The following is a 20,505-nucleotide window of genomic DNA, read 5'->3' on the forward strand; positions in this document are numbered from 1 at the left end:
CGATAAAGGGGGTGAAAAGCCTCCTCGCCGGAAGACCAAGGGTTCCTGTCCAACGTTAATCGGGGCAGGGTGAGTCGACCCCTAAGGCGAGGCCGAAAGGCGTAGTCGATGGGAAGCAGGTTAATATTCCTGCACGACTTGTAATTGCGATGGGGGGACGGAGAAGGCTAGGTGGGCCAGGCGACGGTTGTCCTGGTGAAAGTGCGTAGGTGGTGTTTCTAGGCAAATCCGGAGACACAACACTGAGACACGAGACGAACGCACTACGGTGCGGAAGCCATTGATGCCCTGCTTCCAGGAAAAGCCTCTAAGCTTCAGATTACAAGTCATCGTACCCCAAACCGACACAGGTGGTCGGGTAGAGAATACCAAGGCGCTTGAGAGAACTCGGGTGAAGGAACTAGGCAAAATAGAACCGTAACTTCGGGAGAAGGTTCGCTCTTGATGGTGAAGTCCCTTGCGGATGGAGCTGTCGGGAGTCGCAGTGACCAGATGGCTGGGACTGTTTATCAAAAACACAGCACTCTGCAAACACGAAAGTGGACGTATAGGGTGTGACACCTGCCCGGTGCCGGAAGGTTAATTGATGGGGTTAGCGCAAGCGAAGCTCTTGATCGAAGCCCCGGTAAACGGCGGCCGTAACTATAACGGTCCTAAGGTAGCGAAATTCCTTGTCGGGTAAGTTCCGACCTGCACGAATGGTGTAACCATGGCCATGCTGTCTCCACCCGAGACTCAGTGAAATCGAATTCGCCGTGAAGATGCGGTGTACCCGCGGCTAGACGGAAAGACCCCGTGAACCTTTACTACAGCTTGGCACTGAACATTGAACCTACATGTGTAGGATAGGTGGGAGGCTTTGAAGGCGTGACGCCAGTTGCGCTGGAGCCGTCCTTGAAATACCACCCTTGTATGTTTGATGTTCTAACGCAGGCCCGTGAATCCGGGTCGCGGACAGTGCCTGGTGGGTAGTTTGACTGGGGCGGTCTCCTCCCAAAGAGTAACGGAGGAGCACGAAGGTTGGCTAATCCTGGTCGGACATCAGGAGGTTAGTGCAATGGCATAAGCCAGCTTAACTGCGAGACGGACAGGTCGAGCAGGTACGAAAGTAGGTCATAGTGATCCGGTGGTTCTGAATGGAAGGGCCATCGCTCAACGGATAAAAGGTACTCCGGGGATAACAGGCTGATACCGCCCAAGAGTTCATATCGACGGCGGTGTTTGGCACCTCGATGTCGGCTCATCACATCCTGGGGCTGAAGTCGGTCCCAAGGGTATGGCTGTTCGCCATTTAAAGTGGTACGCGAGCTGGGTTCAGAACGTCGTGAGACAGTTCGGTCCCTATCTGCCGTGGGCGTTGGATGATTGAAGGGAGTTGCTCCTAGTACGAGAGGACCGGAGTGAACGAACCTCTGGTGTTCGGGTTGTCACGCCAGTGGCACTGCCCGGTAGCTAAGTTCGGAATCGATAACCGCTGAAAGCATCTAAGCGGGAAGCGAGCCCTGAGATGAGTCATCCCTGACCCCTTGAGGGTCCTAAAGGGCCGTTGGAGACCACAACGTTGATAGGTGGGGTGTGTAAGCGCGGTGACGTGTTGAGCTAACCCATACTAATTACCCGTGAGGCTTAACCATACAACACCCAAGAAGTGTTTCGAGCCTTGTGACAAATACGAAACTACTTATGTCAGCTTTCTCAGATTGAAGAATTTGCCTGGCGGCCATAGCGCCGTGGAACCACCTGATCCCATGCCGAACTCAGAAGTGAAACGCGGTAGCGCCGATGGTAGTGTGGCATTCGCCATGCGAGAGTAGGACACTGCCAGGCATCAATTAAGCAATCACAGCGATGTGGTTGGTCGCGACACAACGTCAGGTTGTGTTGGACAGAAGATTTAGATAGCGCACACAGTGCGGTCTTTACCGGTTAGTGTGCTGATATGGCTCAGTTGGTAGAGCGCATCCTTGGTAAGGATGAGGTCCCCAGTTCGACTCTGGGTATCAGCACCATTATTGAAGTAGTAAAGCTTTTGCCTGACGGCAATAGCGCCGTGGAACCACCTGATCCCATGCCGAACTCAGAAGTGAAACGCGGTAGCGCCGATGGTAGTGTGGCATTCGCCATGCGAGAGTAGGACACTGTCAGGCACCTATTTAGAAGAGGCCTCCCATTCGGGAGGCCTTTTTGCATTGGAATTTTGCCGTCCTGATGGGTTTCTTTTAGTAAAAATGCTGGGATGTCAGCACGTTGCCCGTTACTCTTGGTCTGGTATTGTCGGGAGTCATCGCCAGAGGAGTATGCATGGCCACGTTGAAGGAAATTGCACTGGAGGCGGGGGTTTCCCAGGCTACCGTGTCACGGGTGCTCAATGAAGATCCGACGCTGAGCGTCAAGGAAGAGACCAAGCAGAAGATCTTCGAGATCGCCGAGCGGCTGGAGTACAAGACCAGCGGTGCCCGCAAGGGGGTTCACAAGAGCAAACTGCACTTCCTGGCGGTCTATGCCTACCCGCAGAGCACCGAGGTCAACGACCCTTATTATCTGGCCATCCGCTATGGCATCGAGACCCAGTGTGCCCGTCTCAACATCGAGCTGACCCACTTCTACAACGGTGCCGAGGGGCGCGATCTCTCCGCGGTCGACGGTATCCTGGTCATCGGCCATCTGCCTGCAGAGCGTCTCGCCGCGCTCCACTCCCTCTCTGCCCAGCTGGTGTTCGTGGATTGCCGTTCTCAGGGGGACTTTGACTCGATTGACGTGGATCTGGCGCTGATCAGCCAGCAGGTAGTGGACTTCTTCATCGCCCAGGGACATCAGCGCATCGGCTATATCGGAGGCCAGGATGATGGCCCGGATCTGCGCGAGCTGGCCTTCCTCGACTATGGTCAGCGTCTTGGCGTGGTGCAGGAGAGCGACCTCTATCGCGGGGATTTCTCCAGCGCCTCCGGTTACAAGTTGGCCAAAGAGATGCTGGCGGGAGATTGGCCCAAGGCGCTGTTCGTCGCCTCCGACTCCATCGCCATCGGTGTGCTGCGTGCCATCCACGAGAAGGGACTGGCAATTCCCCAGCAGATCGAGCTTATCAGCGTCAACGATATTCCGACCGCCAAGTTCACCTTCCCGCCGCTCTCCACGGTGCGGATCCACTCCGAGTTGATGGGCTCCCAGGGAGTCAATCTGTTGGTTGAACGGCTGCGTGACGAGCGGGATATTCCACTCCGAGTGTTGGTGCCGAGCAAGTTGACCCTGCGTGGCACTACCCGCCAATTTTAGTAAAATATTATGCTTTTTAGTCGCGCCATCTTGTGGTGGTGCGACACCTCTGCCAAGCAAACCTCTTTCCCATATCATCTCTAACGTCATATCATATTGTTTTATAGTTGATTTTATTGCAGTTCAGCCAACTGTTATCAACATCCATGCCACTCCTCCATATCTTGCCCTCCTGTATCTCCCGCTTCTGATCTCGCTCACAAAACCATCCACTCACTGTGATCAGGTTAAAACTTTACCAATTCAAAGCTGATATTTAGTAAATATTTATCTAGAGTTTACCCAGTTAACGTTGCCTTGTTCCGGGAGGACATGTGAATAACTGGGAAAGCGTCCAATTCGTTGGTGAAAACAGGCTGGCTCCGCGAGCCTACTTCTTCTCTTATGCCGACCACGCGCTGGCGGCCACCATGCAGCGCGAGCTGAGCCGCCGTTTTCTGGGGCTGAGCGGCCAATGGCAGTTCCACTACTTCGACCACCCCCTGCAGGTGCCGGAGGCCTTCTATCACAGCCCCATGAGCGAGTGGGGCCAGATCACCGTGCCCAACATGTGGCAGATGGAAGGGCATGGTCAGCTGCAGTACACCGACGAAGGTTTTCCCTTCCCCATCGACGTGCCCTTCGTGCCGACCAACAACCCCACCGGCGCCTATCAGCGCAGCTTCATGCTGAGCCCGGCCTGGGATGGCGAGCAGGTGATCATCAAGTTTGACGGGGTGGAGACCTACTTCGAGGTCTATGTGAACGGCCAGTATGTCGGCTTCAGCAAGGGGAGCCGTCTCACAGCCGAGTTCGATATCAGCGCCTACGCCAACATTGGCGAGAACCTGCTGTCGGTGCGGGTGATGCAGTGGGCGGACTCGACCTATATCGAAGATCAGGATATGTGGTGGATGGCGGGGATCTTCCGTGACGTCTATCTGGTGGGCAAACCGGCCGCCCATGTGCAGGACTTCTTCATCCGCACCGCGCTGGCGGATGGCAATCAGATTGCCGGCCAGAGCGCCACCCTGAGCTGCGATATACAGCTGGAGAATCTGGGGGCGGCTGCCTGTGATCACCGTCTGGTCTGGTCGCTGCTGGATCAGGGCAGCGAGATCGCCAGCGGCTCGCTCGACCATCTCGCCATCGATGGCAAGTGTGATTGCCGCTTCACGCTGGATCTGGCCAACCCCCATCTGTGGAGCGCCGAAGACCCTTACCTCTATCAGCTACAACTCTCCCTCTACAACGGTCAGGGCGAGCTGCTGGAAGTGATCCCGCAGCGGGTCGGGGTGCGTGAAATCAAGGTCAAAGATGGCCTCTTCTACGTCAACGGCCACTACCTCAAGCTGCACGGGGTGAACCGTCACGACAACGACCACCTCAAGAGCCGTGCGGTCGGCATGGACCGTGTTGAACGCGATATCGTGTTGATGAAGCAGCACAACCTCAACTCGGTGCGCACCGCCCACTACCCGAACGACCCGCGTTTCTACGAGCTGTGCGACCAGTACGGTCTGTTCGTGATGGCGGAGACCGACGTGGAGACCCACGGTTTTGCCAACGTCGGCGATCTCAGCCGCATCACCGACGACCCCTTCTGGGAGCCGGTGTTCGTGGATCGCATCGAGCGCCACGTGCACGCCCAGAAGAACCACCCCTCCATCATCATCTGGTCGCTCGGCAACGAGTCCGGTTACGGCTGCAACATCAGGGCCATGTACCGTCGCTGCAAGGCGATCGACCCGACCCGGCTGGTGCACTACGAAGAGGATCGCGATGCCGAGGTGGTGGATGTGGTGAGTACCATGTATTCGCGCGTCTCCCAGATGAACTGCTTCGGCGAGTTCCCGATGGAGAAGCCGCGCATTATCTGCGAATACGCCCACGCCATGGGCAACGGCCCGGGCGGTCTTAGCGAATACCAGCAGGTGTTCGACCGCCATCCCCACATTCAGGGCCACTACATCTGGGAGTGGTGCGATCACGGCATTCTGGATCAGGACGAGCAGGGGCGCCCCGTCTACAAGTACGGCGGCGACTACGGCGACTACCCCAACAACTACAACTTCTGCATGGATGGCCTCATCTATCCGGATCAGACCCCGGGGCCAGGGCTGCGCGAATACAAGCAGGTGATCTGCCCGGTCAAGGTGCGCGAGCTGGATCTGGCGAGCGGCAAGCTGGCGGTGGAAAACCGCTACTGGTTCTCCACTCTCGACGATATCCGCCTGCTGGTCGAGGTGAAGGCCGAGGGCGAGCTGCTGGCCAGCCAGCAAATCCGGTTGGAAGGGGTTGCTCCTGGTGCCATCGCCGAGCTGCAACTCGAATTGCCCACGCTTGATGGGCGGGAAACCTTCGTCCAGCTGCGGGTCATCAAGGCGACCGCCACCCATTACAGCGCGGCGGAGCACGAGCTGGGCCAGTACCAGTTCCAGCTGAAGGCATCGACTCGCCAGCTGCAGCCCTTTGCCAATCCCAACGCCACTGCGTTGCAGATTGCCGATGAGCGCCTCGCGCTGACCTTGAGCGGCAGCGGCTTTGCCCTGCGCTTCTCGCGCCTCGACGGCAAGCTGGTGAGCTGGCAGCAGGACGGTATCGAGCTCATCGAGCGCTCGCCGCGCCTCACCTTCTTCAAGCCGATGATCGACAACCACAAGCAGGAGTACGAGAGCCTGTGGCACCCCAACCACCTGCAGATCATGCAGGAGCACTTCCGCACTCTGAGCTGGCGTCAGCTGGGTGAGGCGGTCGAGGTGACGGTGGAGAGCCTGATCGCGCCGCCGGTGTTCGACTTCGGCATGCGCTGCCGCTACGTCTACACCCTGAGCCCGAACGGCCAACTGCACGTGGCACTCTCCGGTCAGCCCTACGGCGGTTATGACGACATCATCCCCAAGATCGGCTTCGAGCTGGGCATTCGTCAGGATCTCGATCGGGTGCACTACTACGGCATGGGGCCGGGCGAGAACTATCAGGACAGCCGCCAGAGCAACTGGATCGATAGCTTCAACAGCACAGTCGGCGAGATGTGGGAGCACTACCCCTTCCCGCAGGATAACGGCAACCGCCAGCAGGTGCGCTGGGCGACCCTGACCAACCGCCACGGTGCCGGTCTCTACGTGCGGCCCGATGCCCCCATCAACCTGAGCGTCTGGCCCTACAGCTGGGAGCATATCCACGCGGCGCAGCACATCAACGAGCTGGAGCCCTGCGGTTATCTCACCCTCAATCTGGATCACAAGGTACTGGGGCTTGGCTCCAACTCCTGGGGATCCGAGGTACTGGACTCCTGGCGAGTGCGTTTCGAGCCATTCAGCTTCGGCCTGACCCTGCTGCCCATCGCCCGTGGCAACCTCAATCCGGCTGCGCTGGCCGGGCTCGATCTCACCATCAACGGCGGGAGGAACCTCGCATGATCACCCTGGACAACCTGACCCTGTTCAAAAACATCTACCGGGAGGGCAAGAAGTGGGGCCGCTGCGTGGAGGCCATCAACAACCTGCCGAACCTCAAGCCTGGTATCTGCCACTCCATCGGTGACTCCCTCACCTATCGCTTGCAGGAGGGGGCCAGCCCGGCCACCTCACTGTTCGAGGGGCAGCGCCGCTACTTCGACGTCCACTACTACCTGGAAGGGGCAGAGACGGTGGAGTGGGCAGCCAAGAGCGAGCTGGGGGTCGAGCAGGCCTATGACGACACCACCGACCGCGAGTGGCTGGCAGGCGAGGTGCGTGAGCGCCAGCAGGTCGGCAACGGTCAGGTGGTGATCTTCGAGAACGACGAGGCCTACCGCTTCGTCGGCGACGGGCCGGTGCGCAAGCTGATCATCAAGGTCACCGTCGAAGGCGGCTACTTCAAAAACAAATAACAAGCCGCTGGTTCTGCACTGACAAAGGCCGGAAGGGCGGGGCTCACCCTACAACTCATGCCCTGCCCTTTCGCGAGATAACTACAGGTCTGGAGATGCACCATGTCTGATTCCAAACGCAATACGATAGGCAAGTTTGGTCTGCTGTCGCTCACCTTCGCGGCGGTATTCAGCTTCAACAACGTCATCAACAACAACATCGAGATCGGTCTGGCCTCGGCCCCGATGTTCTTTCTGGCCACCCTTTTTTACTTCATTCCGTTTTGCCTGATCATTGCGGAATTTGTGTCACTGAATAAGAACTCCGAAGCGGGGGTGTATGCCTGGGTGAAGAGCTCCCTCGGCGGTCGCTGGGCCTTTATCTCCGCCTACACCTACTGGTTCGTGAACCTGTTCTTCTTTACCTCGCTGCTGCCGCGGGTCATCGCCTACGCCTCCTATGCCTTCCTCGGCTACGAGTACATTCTCACTCCGGTGGCGACCACGGCATTGAGCATGGTGCTGTTCGCCTTTGCCACCTACGTCTCCACCAACGGCGCCAAGATGCTGGGCCCCATCACCTCGGTGACCTCGTCCCTGATGCTGCTGCTGACTCTCTCCTACATTCTGCTGGCGGGTGCGGCACTGGTGGGCGGCGTGCAGCCGGCCGACCCCATCACGGTAGAGGCCATGGTCCCCGATTTCAGCTGGGCCTTCCTCGGCATCACCACCTGGATCTTTATGGCAGCCGGTGGCGCCGAGTCGGTGGCGGTCTACGTCAATGACGTGAAAGGGGGCTCCAAATCCTTCGTGAAGGTGATCATCGTCGCCGGGATCTTTATCGGCGTGCTCTACTCCATCGCATCGCTGTTGATCAACGTGTTCGTCCACAGCGACACCCTGAAATTCACCGGTGGCTCGGTGCAGGTGTTCGAGGGGCTGGCGGCCTACTTCGGCTTGCCGAAGATCCTGATGAACCGCTTCGTCGGGCTGGTCTCCTTCACCGCCATGTTCGGCTCCCTGCTGATGTGGACGGCGACCCCGGTGAAGATCTTCTTCTCCGAGATCCCGGCCGGCATCTTCGGCAAGAAGACGGTCGAGCTGAACGAGAACGGCGTGCCCGCCCGTGCAGCCTGGATCCAGTACCTCATCGTGCTGCCGCTGATGGTGATCCCGACTCTGGGCTCCAACACCGCGCAGGATCTGATGAACACCGTCATCAACATGACCGCCGCCGCTTCCATGCTGCCGCCGCTGTTCATCATGCTGGCCTACCTCAATCTGCGGCTGAAGCTCGACCACCTGCCGCGGGAGTTCAGGATGGGTTCGCGCACCACCGGTATCGCCGTGGTCTCGGTGCTGATCGCCATTTTCTCGGTGGGCTTCCTCGCCTCCACCTTCCCGACCGGTGCCGACATCATGACCATCATCTTCTACAACGTCGGCGGGATCGTGATTTTCCTCGGCTTTGCCTGGTGGAAATACAACAGATACGAGGCCTCCCTCAGTGCCGAAGCGCGTGCCAAAGAGGCCCAGCCGACAGCGCAGGTTGCCATGCAGACGCCATAGGCACGGCATTGAATCCCAATCAAACCGGGTGGCCGTTGGCCACCCGCAAACCGTTGAACCAGAAAAGGAAAAGAGCATGAGCGAGACGATCGAGTTTGCCGAATTCAAACGGGTCGAGATGAAGGTGGGCAAGGTGTTGGAGGTGGTGCGTCACCCCGGTGCCGACAAACTCTACATCGTCCAGATCGACGTGGGTGGCGAGCGGCCGCTGCAGACCGTCACCAGTCTGGTGCCTTACTACAGCGAAGAGGAGCTGATGGGCAGCGAGGTGGTGGTACTGACCAACCTCAAGCCCACCAGGATGCGCGGTGAGCGTTCCGAGTGCATGTTGCTCTGCGCCGAGGCCCCGGACGAGAGCCAGAGCGTGCTGCTGCAGCCGCGGGTGCCGATGGCGCCGGGCACCCCGATCGTCTGACTGGTATTGCGAGTCGGTGCGGGAGACGGCACCGGTTCACCAACGAGGTCGTACACGCGGCCCGATCATAACAAGAGAGTAAAGCGCGGGGCCGACAGACCCTTGCCGAACACATCACAGAGTCACAGCGCTCCCCGCAGGGAGCGCGAGTCCACTGGAGGACACCATGTCTGAATCCGTACGCGGCACCATAGGCAAGTTTGCCTTGTTGTCGATGACCTTTGCCGCCGTGTTCAACGTGCGCAACATCGTCAACAACAACATTGAGCTGGGGCTCAGCTCCGCCCCTATCTTCCTGCTGGCGACCATCGTCTACTTCATCCCGTTCGTTTTCATCATTGCCGAGTTCGTCTCGGCCAACAAAAACTCCGAGTCGGGGATGTATGACTGGCTGAAAAAGCCGCTCGGCACCCGGATGGCCTATCTGGGCTCGTTTCTCTACTGGTTCGTGAACCTGTTCTGGTTCGTCTCCCTGTTGCCCAACGTCATTGCCTACGCCTCCTACGCCATGCTGGGCTATGAGTACAGCTTCTCGCCCATGGTCACCTCGGTCATCTCCATCGTGCTGTTTGCGGCGGCGACCCACATCTCCACCAAGGGGGCGAGCTGGCTGGGAAAGATTGCCGAGATCGTGGCCTACGGGGTGTTTGCCCTGTTCGCCATCTATGTGCTGGGCGCGTTGATGGCCCTGAGTGGCGATCATGTACCGGCCCAGCCCATCACCCTGGAAGCCATGACTCCCACCGTCAACTGGGCGACGCTCGGCATCATGTGCTGGATCTTCCAGGCGGCGGGCGGTGCCGAGACCGCAGCGGCCTACCTCAATGACGTGAAGGGGGGCCAGAAGTCCTTCATCAAGGTGATCATCAGCGCCGGTATCGTCATCGGTGCCATGTATGCGGTCGGTTCCCTTTTGGTGAACGTGTTCGTGCCGCGCGAGAGCCTCACCTATGCCGGTGGCATGGTGGAGATCTTCACCGGCATGGCCCAGTACTTCCAGCTGTCCGAGGCGCTGGTGGGCCGTTTCGTCGGCGTGGTGCTGTTCATCGCCATGTTCGGCTCCATGATGATGTGGACCTCGGCGCCGGTGAAGATCCACTTCTCCGAGATCCCGCAGGGGGTTTACGGCGAGAAGACCACCCAGCTCAACGAGCACGGCGTGCCGGTGCGCGCCGCCTGGTGGCAGTTTGCCTTCGTGTTCGTGATGCTGGTGGTCAACGGCTTCGGCTCGGAATCCGTGCAGCAGATGATGAACACCGCCATCAACCTCACCGCCGGCACCGCCATGCTGCCGCCGATCTTCATCATGGTGGCCTACTTCGTGTTCCGCTGGAAACATGACGACACCCCGCGCGACTTCCGCATGGGATCGCGCAAGTTCGGTATGGGGGTGGTGTCTGTGCTAATCGCCATTTTCGTGGTGAGCATGAGTGCCTCCGCCTTCCCGAGCGGGGTGGATCTGGTGCGCGCCTTCTTCATCAATGTCTTCATGACCGCGGTCTTCTCGGCGCTGGCCTACTGGTGGATCTCCCGTTTCGAAAAGCGCCAAGCCCGCAAGCAGGCCACCGGCCCAGCCGGCGGCAAGCTGGCCAAGCAGAGTTGAAGCACAAGGCTGGCTGGATCCGGTGGCCAGCCGGGCTTGCTTAATTTCCGGCAGATAAAGAGGGGTCGCTCAACTTTGCGCCTCCCGCTTATCGGGGTAAGCTGGGGATTCGTTTCAACAGGAGCTGTGCCACAGCTCCTGTTGTGTTTCCTGTCGTCCCCGATCACCGGCCCTGCGAGGGGACGGGATCTGCTTTCACCGGAGACCGCTCGTGCGTCTGGATCCCTTTACCTCTGTACTGATTGTGGTGGTCGCGCTGGCCTCCTTCTTCCCCTGCGAGGGGCAGGTGGCCGTCTGGTTCGGTCTGCTGACCAAGCTGGCGGTGGCGCTCTTGTTCTTCATGCATGGCGCCAAGCTGTCGCGCCAGAACCTGCTGGCGGGCCTCGGCCACTGGCGGCTGCACCTGGTGGTGATGGCCAGCACCTTCCTGCTCTTCCCGCTGCTGGGGCTGCTGCTCACGCCGCTGGTGCCTCACTGGCTGAGCCCGGCCATCTACCTCGGTTTCCTTTACCTGTGCGCCCTGCCGGCCACCGTGCAGTCGGCCATCGCCTTCACCTCCATGGCCGGCGGCAATGTGTCGGCGGCGGTGTGCAGCGCCTCGGCCTCCAGCATCCTCGGCATCTTCCTCTCGCCGGTGCTGGTGGGGCTGATGATCAATGTGCAGGGGGAGGGGGTCGATACCTGGCACTCCATTCAGGCCATCATGGTGCAGCTGATGCTGCCGTTCGTGGTGGGCCATCTGTCGCGCCCGCTCATCGGCCGCTGGGTTGACAGCCACCGGCCACTCATTGGCAAGCTGGATCAGAGCTCCATTCTGCTGGTGGTCTATGTGGCCTTCAGCGAGGCGGTGGTGCAGGGGATCTGGCACCAGGTCGGCTGGTACGATCTCGCCTGCATCGTGCTGTTGAGCTGCGTGCTGCTGGCGCTGGTGCTGGGCTGGAACGTCTGGATCAGTCGCCGCCTCGGCTTCAACAGGGCGGACGAGATCACAATCGTCTTCTGCGGCTCCAAAAAGAGCCTGGCCAACGGGGTGCCCATGGCCAACGTCATGTTCCCGGCCGCCAGCGTCGGGGTCATGGTGCTGCCGCTGATGATCTTCCACCAGATCCAGCTGATGGTGTGCGCCGTGCTGGCCCGCCGCTACCACGAGCAGGAGGCCCTGCCCCAGGTTCAGCAGGGGTAAGTCGTCTGGATAAAAAAGAGGGAGGCCATGGGCCTCCCTCTTTCGTTTGCCGCGTCGTCAGCGTTTGCGCCAGACGGTGAGCTGGGCCACCGTATGCTGGTACTTGCGGGCGGTCTCGCGGATGACGAAGGGCACGTCCCTCGGGGGCATGTGCTCCTCGAACTCATCCGCCAGCAGCCGTTGCAGCGCCTGATAGGTGCCGAGGGCCTCGCCGTTTTCCCGGATGCCGCCGAGCCAGTTGGCCTTGGGGGTGTAGTCGGTCAGCCAGGTGTAGGGGCTGGTGAGCACCAGCAGGCCGCCGCTGCGCAGGCGCGGGGCAATGTCCCGCAGGAAGCGGGCAGGTTCCCGCAGCCGGTCGATCAGGTTGGAGGCGAGCACCAGGTCGTAGTCGCCGTACTTGGGCTTGAGGTTGCAGGCATCCCCCTGGCTGAAGTGGACCCGCTCGCTCTGCTCGCGACCGAGCTCGTGGCGGGAGAGGCGCGCCTCGCAATATTCCACCAGATCCCCTTCCACCGGCACCGCATAGCGGAAGTTGTCCTGTCTTGCCAGGGTCAGGGCCACGTCGATGAAGCGGGCCGAGTAGTCCACCCCATCCACGTGGGCGAAGCGGCGAGCCAGTTCGAAGCTGGCGCGACCGGTGGCGCAACCGATGTCGAGCGCCCGCTCATGGCGGCCGCAGAGCTCGCTGGCAAGACCGGCCAGAGCCTCGGCGTAGTTGGCTACCCCGAAGTGGCTCGGCCCGTACTGGAAGTCGAGATACTGAGCGACCAGGGTGTCGGTTTCATAGGGGTTCACGATGACGGGTTCCTGATGGCGGGAGACCAGGTAGCGGAAGCCCGCGTGCTGGAAGAAGTGGCGACGGAAGGCGTAGCGGGAGGATTTGAGCGCCTCGTTGCCGGTACTGATCCAGCTCCCGCCCTTGATGAGGGTGTGCTTGCCGTCGAAGGTGGGGGTGGAGAAGTCGTCGTAGAGGGGATGCACCTTGAACCCCTCGAAGCCGTCGATGGCGGTGCTGGTCCACTGCCAGACGTTGCCTACCAGATCGAAAAAGCTGCCCTGCGGGCAGGCATCCACCGGACAGGACGACGCGAAGCGGGCCAGGTTGATGTTGCCGGGCGCCTCGATCCAGTCCGGCTGATCGCCGGTCAGCTGTTCGCGCAGCAGCATCCACTCCGCCTCGCTCGGTAGCTGGACGGGCAGGCCGGTCTGGGCCGCCTGCCAGCGACAGAAGGCGGCCGCCTCCAGCTGATTCACCTCGGCCGGCCAGTCCCAGGGCATAGGGACCTGCTCGGTCATCAGCCGCAGATGCAATTGTTCGGGTTCGAGGGGGTCGCCGACCCAGAAGGTGGGCATGCGGGCCTTGGCATACTGGCGCCAGCCCCAGCCTTCGTCATCCCACCAGTCACGGGTCTCGTAGCCGCCTGCCTGCACGAAATCGAAAAATTCTGCGTTGCTCACCAGCATGCGGCTGGCCTGGAAGGGGGCCAGTTCGATGTGGCGCTCGCCATATTCGTTGTCCCAGCCGTAGGTGGCGTCCTGTTTGCCGAGCCGCACCCGGCCGCCGGCCACCGGCAGCAGGGTGTTGGCGGGCACCTCGTCACGGCGATGGCGCGCCTCGGGGCAGACTGGCCACTGGGGCTGGCTGCGCACCCAGGCCAGCGGCAGCTGGCGGATCAGCACGCTGGAGGTCTCGAGATGGATGCGCTCGTGCTCTATCCCCATCAGGATGACCCAGGCCGGGCTCTGCCAGTCGATGGGTAGGGTCAGCGGCATCCGCTCGATGAAATCACACACCAGGGCGCGCACCTGTGCGCGGTAGTCGCGCAGCTCGCTGACGGCGGGCCAGTCGTAGTGGGTCTCGTCCAGATCGTCCCAGCTCATCTCGTCCACCCCGATGGCGACCATGGCCTCGATGCGGGCGTCGAGGCGGCCCTCGATAAGGCGGGCCGCCAGCAGCTTGTTGATGAAGAAGGCGGCGGTGTGGCCGTAGTAGAAGATGAGTGGGTGGCGCAGGGGGATCGCCTTGTCAAACCAGGCGCGATCGTCGGCCAGGCAGTCGAACAGCGAGTCGTAGAGATCGAAGGTCTGGCAGAAGTAGGCGAGCAGCTCGCGGCGCTTGTGTTCGGGATCGCTGCCGGTCAGCAGCGGGGTACGGGTCGGTTCCGGCAGGCCGGTGGCGGTGGAATAGAGAAGAGTGGCTTGGGTCACGCTCTGACTCCTTGTTGGCAGTGAAGACTGACAAGACAGTGGTAATGGCATTACCGCGATGGAGAGCTTTGTACGCACAAGGTACCACTATTGGCTCAACAGACCGGCTCGGCAACCAAAAACTTCCACGGCTTGTCAGCATAGCGACCCCGCAAACGGCTCGCCAATCGGCCGTTCGCCTGCCCGTTCGGGGATGGTCAGATTCGCCAGATTATGGTCTGAATGACTCTCAACTTGCTGTGGTTATGTAGCGTAAAAATGAATATTTTCTTGCAAATCATACAGTTGACTAACTGGCACAGGCTTTGCGATGGATGCTGACCAAGGGGCCACGACTGGCCAATACACAATGAGGAGAGTGGCGATGAAATGGATGATGGGCGTGGTGCTGGCGGTCGGGCTCAGCGGGTGCAGCTGGCTGGATGATACCCGGGTGAGCGGGGCAGGGGCCGTGATCGAGCAGCAGCACGGGGTGGGCCGGCAGGTGACCCGGGTGCTGGCCGGGGTGCCTGCCAGCGTCCATCTAGTGGCCGGTGAGCCGCGCGGATTGCGCATCCGCGGGCAGGAGAACCTGCTGCCCTACCTGGTGCTGAACGAGCGGGGCGACAAGCTGGAGATCGAGGTGAAGGACGGTTACCGGCTCGATCCGACCGAGCCGCTGGAGATCACCATCACCCTGCCCGCGCTCCATGAGCTGGCGCTGGCAGGGGTCGCCAACGGCGAGCTGCGCGGCTTCAAGGGGGAGGCGCTGGTGTTGTCGGTGGCCGGGGTCGGTGACATCGTCGCCGACGGGCTCGAACTGGATCGGCTGGAGGGCAACATCGCGGGCGCAGGCAGCCTGGATCTGGGGAACAGCACGGCCAGGGCCGTCGAGCTCAACATCGCTGGCTCGGGGGATGTGCTGGGGGCCGAGCTGAAGGGGCGCGAGGTGGAAGTCAATATCGCCGGCAGCGGCGACGTGGAGGTCCGGGCCCAGGAGCAGCTCAAGGTGAGCATCGCCGGCTCGGGCTCGGTCAGCTACTGGGGTGACCCTGTGCTGCAGAGCGAGATCGCCGGCTCCGGCGAGGTGAGCCGGCAGGGCAGCTGAATGGTTTTGTCCACCGACCAGAAAAAAACAGGCCCGTCACGGGCCTGTTTCGATCAGAGGTGGCGAGCGTGAAAGCGCAGGTGCGCCTCGATGAAGCTCGCCACGAAGTAGTAGCTGTGATCGTACCCGGGGTGGCGGTTGAGCTCCAGCGGCCACTCCTTGCCGGCGGCCGCATCGGCCAGGGCGTCGATGTGCAGCTGTTCGGCCAGGAAGGGATCGTCCAGCCCCACGTCCACCAGAGTTGGCAGCGGCGTCACCGGGTGGTGGCGCAGCAGCTGGCAGGCATCCCACTCCTGCCACAGCAAGGGATTGTTGCCGAGGTAGGCGCCGAGTGCCTTCTGGCCCCAGGGGCAGCGGCTCGGGTGGCTGATGGGGCTGAACACCGACACCGAGCGGTAGCGACCGGGTTCGCGCAGGGCGGCGATGAGCGCCCCGTGGCCACCCATGGAGTGGCCGCTGATGGCGCGCTTCGTCGAGACCGGGAAGTGGGTCTCGATGAGCTCGGGCAGCTCGCGGGTGACGTAGTCGTACATCTGGTAGTGATCGCGCCAGGGATGCTGGGTAGCGTTGACGTAGAAGCCGGCGCCCATGCCGAGATCGTAACCGGGGTCGTCCGCGACGTCTTCACCGCGCGGGCTGGTGTCCGGTGCCACCAGGGCGATGCCGAGCTCGGCGGCGATGCGCTGGGCGCCCGCCTTCTGCATGAAGTTTTCATCGGTGCAGGTGAGGCCGGAGAGCCAGTAGAGCACGGGCACCTTCTGGCCGGTGAGGGCCTGGGGCGGTAGATAGATGGCGAAGCGCATCTCGCAACCCAGCACCTCGGAGGCGTGGCTGTAGCGCTTGTGCCAGCCGCCGAAGCTCTTGTTGCTGCTGATTATGTCCAGATTCATCGGGGGAACTCCTGCACTCCGCCCACGGTGGCGGGCGGGGTGATCATGCTCAGTAGTGGATGACGCTGCGAATGCTCTTGCCTTCGTGCATCAGATCGAACGCCTCGTTGATCTGCTCAAGCCCCATGGTGTGGGTGATGAAGTCGTCCAGCTTGAACTCGCCCTGCATGTAGCGCTGCACGTAGCTCGGCAGCTCGCTACGACCGCGCACGCCGCCGAAGGCGCTGCCGCGCCAGACCCGGCCGGTGACCAGCTGGAACGGACGGGTGCTGATCTCCTGGCCGGCACCGGCCACACCGATGATGACCGACTCGCCCCAACCCTTGTGGCAGCACTCCAGCGCCGCGCGCATCACCTTGACGTTGCCGATGCACTCGAACGAGAAGTCGACGCCGCCGTCGGTCAGCTCGACGATCACCTCCTGGATGGGTTTGTCGTAGTCGTTCGGGTTGATGCAGTCGGTGGCGCCCAGCTTGCGGGCCAGTTCGAACTTGCTCTCGTTGATGTCGATGGCGATGATGCGGCCGGCCTTGGCCAGGCGAGCCCCGATCACCGCGGAGAGGCCGATGCCGCCCAACCCGAAGATGGCGACGCTCTCACCCTCTTTCACTTTGGCGGTGTTCATCACGGCACCGATGCCGGTGGTGACGCCGCAACCGAGCAGGCAGACCTCTTCCAGCGGGGCGGCCGGGTCCACCTTGGCGATGGAGATCTCGGGCAGTACCGTGTATTCGCTGAAGGTGGAGGTGCCCATGTAGTGATAAATGGGCTGGCCATCCTTGGAGAAGCGGGTGGTGCCGTCCGGCATCAGCCCCTTGCCCTGGGTGGCGCGGATCTTCTGGCACAGGTTGGTCTTGCCGGATTTGCAGAACTTGCACTCGCCGCACTCGGGGGTGTAGAGCGGGATCACGTGATCGCCCACCTTGACGCTGGTGACGCCCTCGCCGACGGATTCGACGATGCCGCCCCCCTCGTGGCCGAGGATGCAGGGGAAGACCCCTTCCGGATCTTCACCGGAGAGGGTGAAGGCATCGGTGTGGCAGACGCCGGTCGCGACGATGCGTACCCGTACTTCGCCCGCCTGAGGCGGCATGACGTCGATTTCTTCGATGGAAAGGGGCTGGCCTGGGCCCCAGGCGATGGCGGCCTTACACTTGATGCTTTGAACCTGTGCCATGACGGATGTCCTTATTGTTGAGCAGGGTGAGGAGAATGGGTTCGGACATCCAGTGTAGTTTCCCGCTTATTTGGTGATAATAAGGCGAAATCTGAAATCACTTTTACAGACAGGTAATAATGTTCGGCTGGGAAGGGATCTGTGAGTTTGTCAGCGTGGCGGAGCAGGGGGGCTTTACCCCGGCGGCGCGCAAGCTGGGGGTGTCGGTGGCGCAAGTCAGCCGGCAGGTGGCACAGCTGGAGGATCGGCTGCAGGCCAAGCTGCTGCTGCGCACCACCCGCCAGGTGCGGCTCACCGAGCTCGGCGAGATCTACTATCGCCACTGTCGCCAGCTGCTGGACAACCTCTACGAGGCTGAGCTGGCGGTGGGGCGTCATCAGGCGGTGCCGCAGGGTACCCTGCGCATCACGGCCCCGGTCTCCTACGGTGAGAGCCGCATCGCCCCGCTGGTGAACGACTTCATGGTGCGCTTTCCCCAGCTGGAGGTGACCCTCAACCTCACCAACCAGCTGCTGGATCTGGTGCATGAGGGCTACGATCTGGCGCTGCGGCTCGGCCACCTCAAGGATTCCAGCCTGGTGGCGCGCAAGCTGGCGCAGAGGGTGCCCTATGTGTGTGCCTCACCGGCATACACCGCCCGCCACGGCATGCCCAACAGCCTCTCCGAGCTGACTCGCCACACCTGTCTGGTGGGCAACAGCGACGAGTGGCACTTCACCCTGGATGGTCGCCCCCACAGCGTGCGGGTACACGGCCTGCTGCACTGCAACAGCGGTCACGCCCTGCTGGATGCGGCGCTCAAGGGGATCGGCATCATACAGCTGCCGGACTACTACGTGAGCGACCATCTGGCCCAAGGCGAGCTTATCGAGCTGCTGCCCGAGCTGCGGGCGCCGGCGGAGGGGATCTGGGCCCTCTATCCCCACAACCGCCACCTATCCCCCAAGGTGCGGCTGCTGGTGGACTATCTGGCGGAGCGGCTGAGCGATCCCCATCAGCCCGCGCTGGTGCGTCCCGTCGGCTGACTTCGCTCAATAAAAAAGGCCCGCACGTGCGGGCCTTTTGCATGGCATGAAGGGCGGGGCTATTCCCGCTCCTTGACGTAGGGGGTGCCGAGCGCCTTGGGTGCCACCGCCTTGCCGATGAAGCCGGCCAGCAGGAACACGGTCAGGATGTAGGGCAGTGCCTCGATGGCCTGCACCGGGATCGGGAAACCGCCGATGCTGACCCCTTGCAGCCGGATGGCGACCGCATCGAGGAAGCCGAACAACAGGCAGGCCGCCATGGCGTTCCAGGGGCGCCACTTGCCGAACACCAGCGCCGCCAGCGCCATGAAGCCCTTGCCCGCGCTCATGTTGGGGATGAACTGGGCGGTCTGGGCCACTGCCAGGTAGGTGCCGCCGATCCCGGCCAGCAGGCCGCCGATGATGAGCGCGGTGTAGCGCATGCGCACCACAGAGATACCGGCGGTATCGACCGCTGCCGGCGCCTCGCCCACCGCCCGCAGGCGCAGGCCGAAGCGGGTACGGAACAGCACCCACCAGGCCAGCGGCACGGCGGCGAACGCCACGTACTCCAGCAGGGAGTGGCCGCTCAGCAGCTCGCTGTAGAGCTGGCCGATGACCGGCACGTCATACAGCTCCTTGGCATAGGGCAGGTCGATGGGGGCGAAGCGGGCCGCGCCGGACAGTGCCGGGGTCTGACCGCCCTGATCGAACCAGTAACGGCCCAGGGTGACGGTCAGGCCGGCCGCCAGAATGTTGATGGCCATGCCGCTCACCACCTGATCACCGCGGTGGGTGATGGTGGCAAAGCCGTGCATCAGGGCGAACAGGATGGAGACGCCCACCCCGGCACCCAGCCCAATCCAGGCAGAGCCGGAAACGGCTGCCGCCGCCGCGCTGGCGAATGCGGCCGCCAGCAGCTTGCCCTCCAGCGCAATGTTGACCACCCCGGAGCGCTCGCAGAACATGCCGGCCATGGCCGCCAGAATGAGGGGGGCGCGGTGCGGATGGTGGCATCCAGCATCAGGATCAGAATTTCAAACATGGTGATACCCCTTCACTGTCAGGCTCGGCGACATCAGGATCTTGATTTCACTCATGATCAGGCCCCCTTGACTTGCGCAGAGCGGTTGGCAAACGCCAGATAGAGCTGCTCGATGCGCGGACGCATCATGTGCTCAAGGGCGCCACAGAACAGGATCACCAGCCCCTGCAACACCACCACGATATTGCGGTCCACCCCGAACTCGAAGCTGAGCTCGGCGCCGCCCTGATAGAGGAAGCCGAACAGCAGGCTGGCGATGATGACGCCGACCGGGTGGTTGCGCCCCATCAGCGCCACCGCGATGCCGGTGAAGCCGAAGCCTTCCACGAAGTTGAGCTTGATCTGGTGCAGTTCACCCTGCAGCACGTTGAGGGCGAAGAAGCCCGACAGCATGCCGGAGATCACCATGGCCAGGATCACCACCTTGGGATAGGAGATACCGGCATAGGCGGACGCACTCTGGCTGGCGCCGACCGAGCGGATCTCGTAGCCCCAGCGGGTATGCCAGATGAAGACCCACACCAGGGCCGCGCAGAGCAGTGCCCAGAAGAAGCTGATGTTGAGCGGGCTGTTCGACATATCCATGCCGAATGCCCCCGCCAGTTCGCTCATCTTCGGCAGCCAGCTCGCCTCGGCGAACACCTTGCTCTCGGTGGCCATGGAGCCCGCCGGCTTGAACACCTCGACCAGCAGGTAGGCCATCAGGGAGGCGGCGATGAAGTTGAACATGATGGTGGTGATGACGATGTGGCTGCCGCGCTTGGCTTGCAGCCAGGCCGGGATGAAGGCCCAGGCCGCACCGAACAGGCCGCCGGCGATGATGGCCAGCGGCAGCAGCAAAGCGAACGGCAGGGAATCACCCAGCAGCAGACAGACCAGACCGACGCCGAGGCCGCCGATATAGGCCTGCCCCTCGCCACCGATGTTGAACAGGCCGGCGTGGAAAGCCACCGCTACCGACAGACCGGTAAAGATGAAGCCGGTCGCGTAGTAGAGGGTGAAACCGACCCCTTCACCGGTGCCGAAGGCGCCGTACCACATGATCTCGGCGGCATCGACCGGGTTGATGTCGAGGTAGTAGAACAGGATGGCCGACACCAGGAAGGCCAGCAGGATGTTGACCGCGGGCAGTACGCCCACGGAGATCCAGGCAGGGATACGTGCTTGGCTCATGGGCGAGCCTCCTTGGCAATCTGGTCGGTGACGGGGGGGTTGACCA

The 20,505-nt window shown here is 61.8% G+C and carries 13 protein-coding genes, 1 tRNA gene, 3 rRNA genes and 1 pseudogene (1 of these 18 running past the window's edge); 13 read left to right on the top strand and 5 right to left on the bottom strand.

The features are described from left to right. From ACPDZI_RS00280 to ACPDZI_RS00330, 11 genes are all read left to right on the top strand, one after another. Positions 1–1,634 (top strand): 23S ribosomal RNA (locus tag ACPDZI_RS00280); it begins 1,255 nt to the left of the window's first position. A gap of 78 nt (positions 1,635–1,712) precedes the next feature. After that, a 5S ribosomal RNA gene (rrf, locus tag ACPDZI_RS00285) occupies positions 1,713–1,827 on the top strand. A gap of 106 nt (positions 1,828–1,933) precedes the next feature. Further along, positions 1,934–2,009, top strand: a tRNA-Thr gene (locus ACPDZI_RS00290). Between the two features lie 23 nt (positions 2,010–2,032). Then, positions 2,033–2,147 (top strand): 5S ribosomal RNA (gene rrf / locus ACPDZI_RS00295). A gap of 154 nt (positions 2,148–2,301) precedes the next feature. Beyond that, on the top strand, positions 2,302–3,273 hold the full coding sequence (gene ebgR / locus ACPDZI_RS00300) for a transcriptional regulator EbgR (protein ID WP_201905761.1): 972 nt from the start codon (positions 2,302–2,304) through the stop codon (positions 3,271–3,273). Positions 3,274–3,587: 314 nt separating this feature from the next. After that, entirely contained in the window at positions 3,588–6,674 is a 3,087-nt protein-coding gene (ebgA, locus tag ACPDZI_RS00305; protein ID WP_438833823.1) for a beta-galactosidase subunit alpha, read from the top strand. Then, positions 6,671–7,126, top strand: coding sequence for a beta-galactosidase subunit beta (locus ACPDZI_RS00310; RefSeq protein ID WP_054543841.1), 456 nt, complete (start codon positions 6,671–6,673; stop codon positions 7,124–7,126). Before ebgA ends, ACPDZI_RS00310 begins: the two co-directional genes overlap by 4 nt. Positions 7,127–7,228: 102 nt before the next feature. Next, on the top strand, positions 7,229–8,674 hold the full coding sequence (locus ACPDZI_RS00315) for an amino acid permease (RefSeq protein WP_438833824.1): 1,446 nt from the start codon (positions 7,229–7,231) through the stop codon (positions 8,672–8,674). A gap of 76 nt (positions 8,675–8,750) precedes the next feature. Continuing rightward, positions 8,751–9,089, top strand: coding sequence for a tRNA-binding protein (locus tag ACPDZI_RS00320; protein WP_052815653.1), 339 nt, complete (start codon positions 8,751–8,753; stop codon positions 9,087–9,089). Between the two features lie 166 nt (positions 9,090–9,255). Then, complete coding sequence (locus ACPDZI_RS00325; protein ID WP_438833825.1) at positions 9,256–10,692, top strand: amino acid permease; 1,437 nt, start codon at positions 9,256–9,258, stop codon at positions 10,690–10,692. 211 nt (positions 10,693–10,903) lie between these two features. Continuing rightward, positions 10,904–11,875: a bile acid:sodium symporter family protein gene (locus ACPDZI_RS00330; RefSeq protein ID WP_438833826.1), complete on the top strand. Its 972-nt coding sequence runs from the start codon at positions 10,904–10,906 to the stop codon at positions 11,873–11,875. Between the two features lie 57 nt (positions 11,876–11,932). Here ACPDZI_RS00330 and ovoA read toward each other — a convergent pair whose 3' ends face one another. Continuing rightward, on the bottom strand, positions 11,933–14,083 hold the full coding sequence (gene ovoA, locus ACPDZI_RS00335) for a 5-histidylcysteine sulfoxide synthase (RefSeq protein WP_438833827.1): 2,151 nt from the start codon (positions 14,081–14,083) through the stop codon (positions 11,933–11,935). A gap of 364 nt (positions 14,084–14,447) precedes the next feature. On the opposite strand from ovoA, the gene ACPDZI_RS00340 reads away from it, so the two are divergent. Next, positions 14,448–15,170: a head GIN domain-containing protein gene (locus ACPDZI_RS00340; protein WP_438833828.1), complete on the top strand. Its 723-nt coding sequence runs from the start codon at positions 14,448–14,450 to the stop codon at positions 15,168–15,170. 53 nt (positions 15,171–15,223) lie between these two features. Here the strand turns inward: ACPDZI_RS00340 and fghA are convergent, their stop codons facing one another. Further along, positions 15,224–16,060, bottom strand: coding sequence for an S-formylglutathione hydrolase (gene fghA / locus ACPDZI_RS00345; protein ID WP_257689844.1), 837 nt, complete (start codon positions 16,058–16,060; stop codon positions 15,224–15,226). Between the two features lie 49 nt (positions 16,061–16,109). Beyond that, on the bottom strand, positions 16,110–17,237 hold the full coding sequence (locus tag ACPDZI_RS00350; protein ID WP_043164416.1) for an S-(hydroxymethyl)glutathione dehydrogenase/class III alcohol dehydrogenase: 1,128 nt from the start codon (positions 17,235–17,237) through the stop codon (positions 16,110–16,112). Between the two features lie 119 nt (positions 17,238–17,356). Between ACPDZI_RS00350 and ACPDZI_RS00355 the strand changes: the two genes are divergently transcribed. Next, positions 17,357–18,262, top strand: a complete 906-nt coding sequence (locus tag ACPDZI_RS00355) for a LysR substrate-binding domain-containing protein (RefSeq protein WP_005307641.1) — start codon at positions 17,357–17,359, stop codon at positions 18,260–18,262. Between the two features lie 59 nt (positions 18,263–18,321). Here the strand turns inward: ACPDZI_RS00355 and ACPDZI_RS00360 are convergent. Together ACPDZI_RS00360 and ACPDZI_RS00365 are read right to left on the bottom strand one after the other, a co-directional pair. Then, positions 18,322–19,286: pseudogene (locus tag ACPDZI_RS00360) on the bottom strand (ABC transporter permease). A gap of 57 nt (positions 19,287–19,343) precedes the next feature. After that, positions 19,344–20,459 (bottom strand): ABC transporter permease, encoded by a 1,116-nt coding sequence (locus ACPDZI_RS00365; RefSeq protein WP_438833829.1) that lies wholly within the window; start codon positions 20,457–20,459, stop codon positions 19,344–19,346. Positions 20,460–20,505 lie beyond the last annotated feature (46 nt).

Source organism: Aeromonas oralensis (assembly GCF_049665575.1).
GTDB classification, from domain to species: domain Bacteria; phylum Pseudomonadota; class Gammaproteobacteria; order Enterobacterales; family Aeromonadaceae; genus Aeromonas; species Aeromonas hydrophila.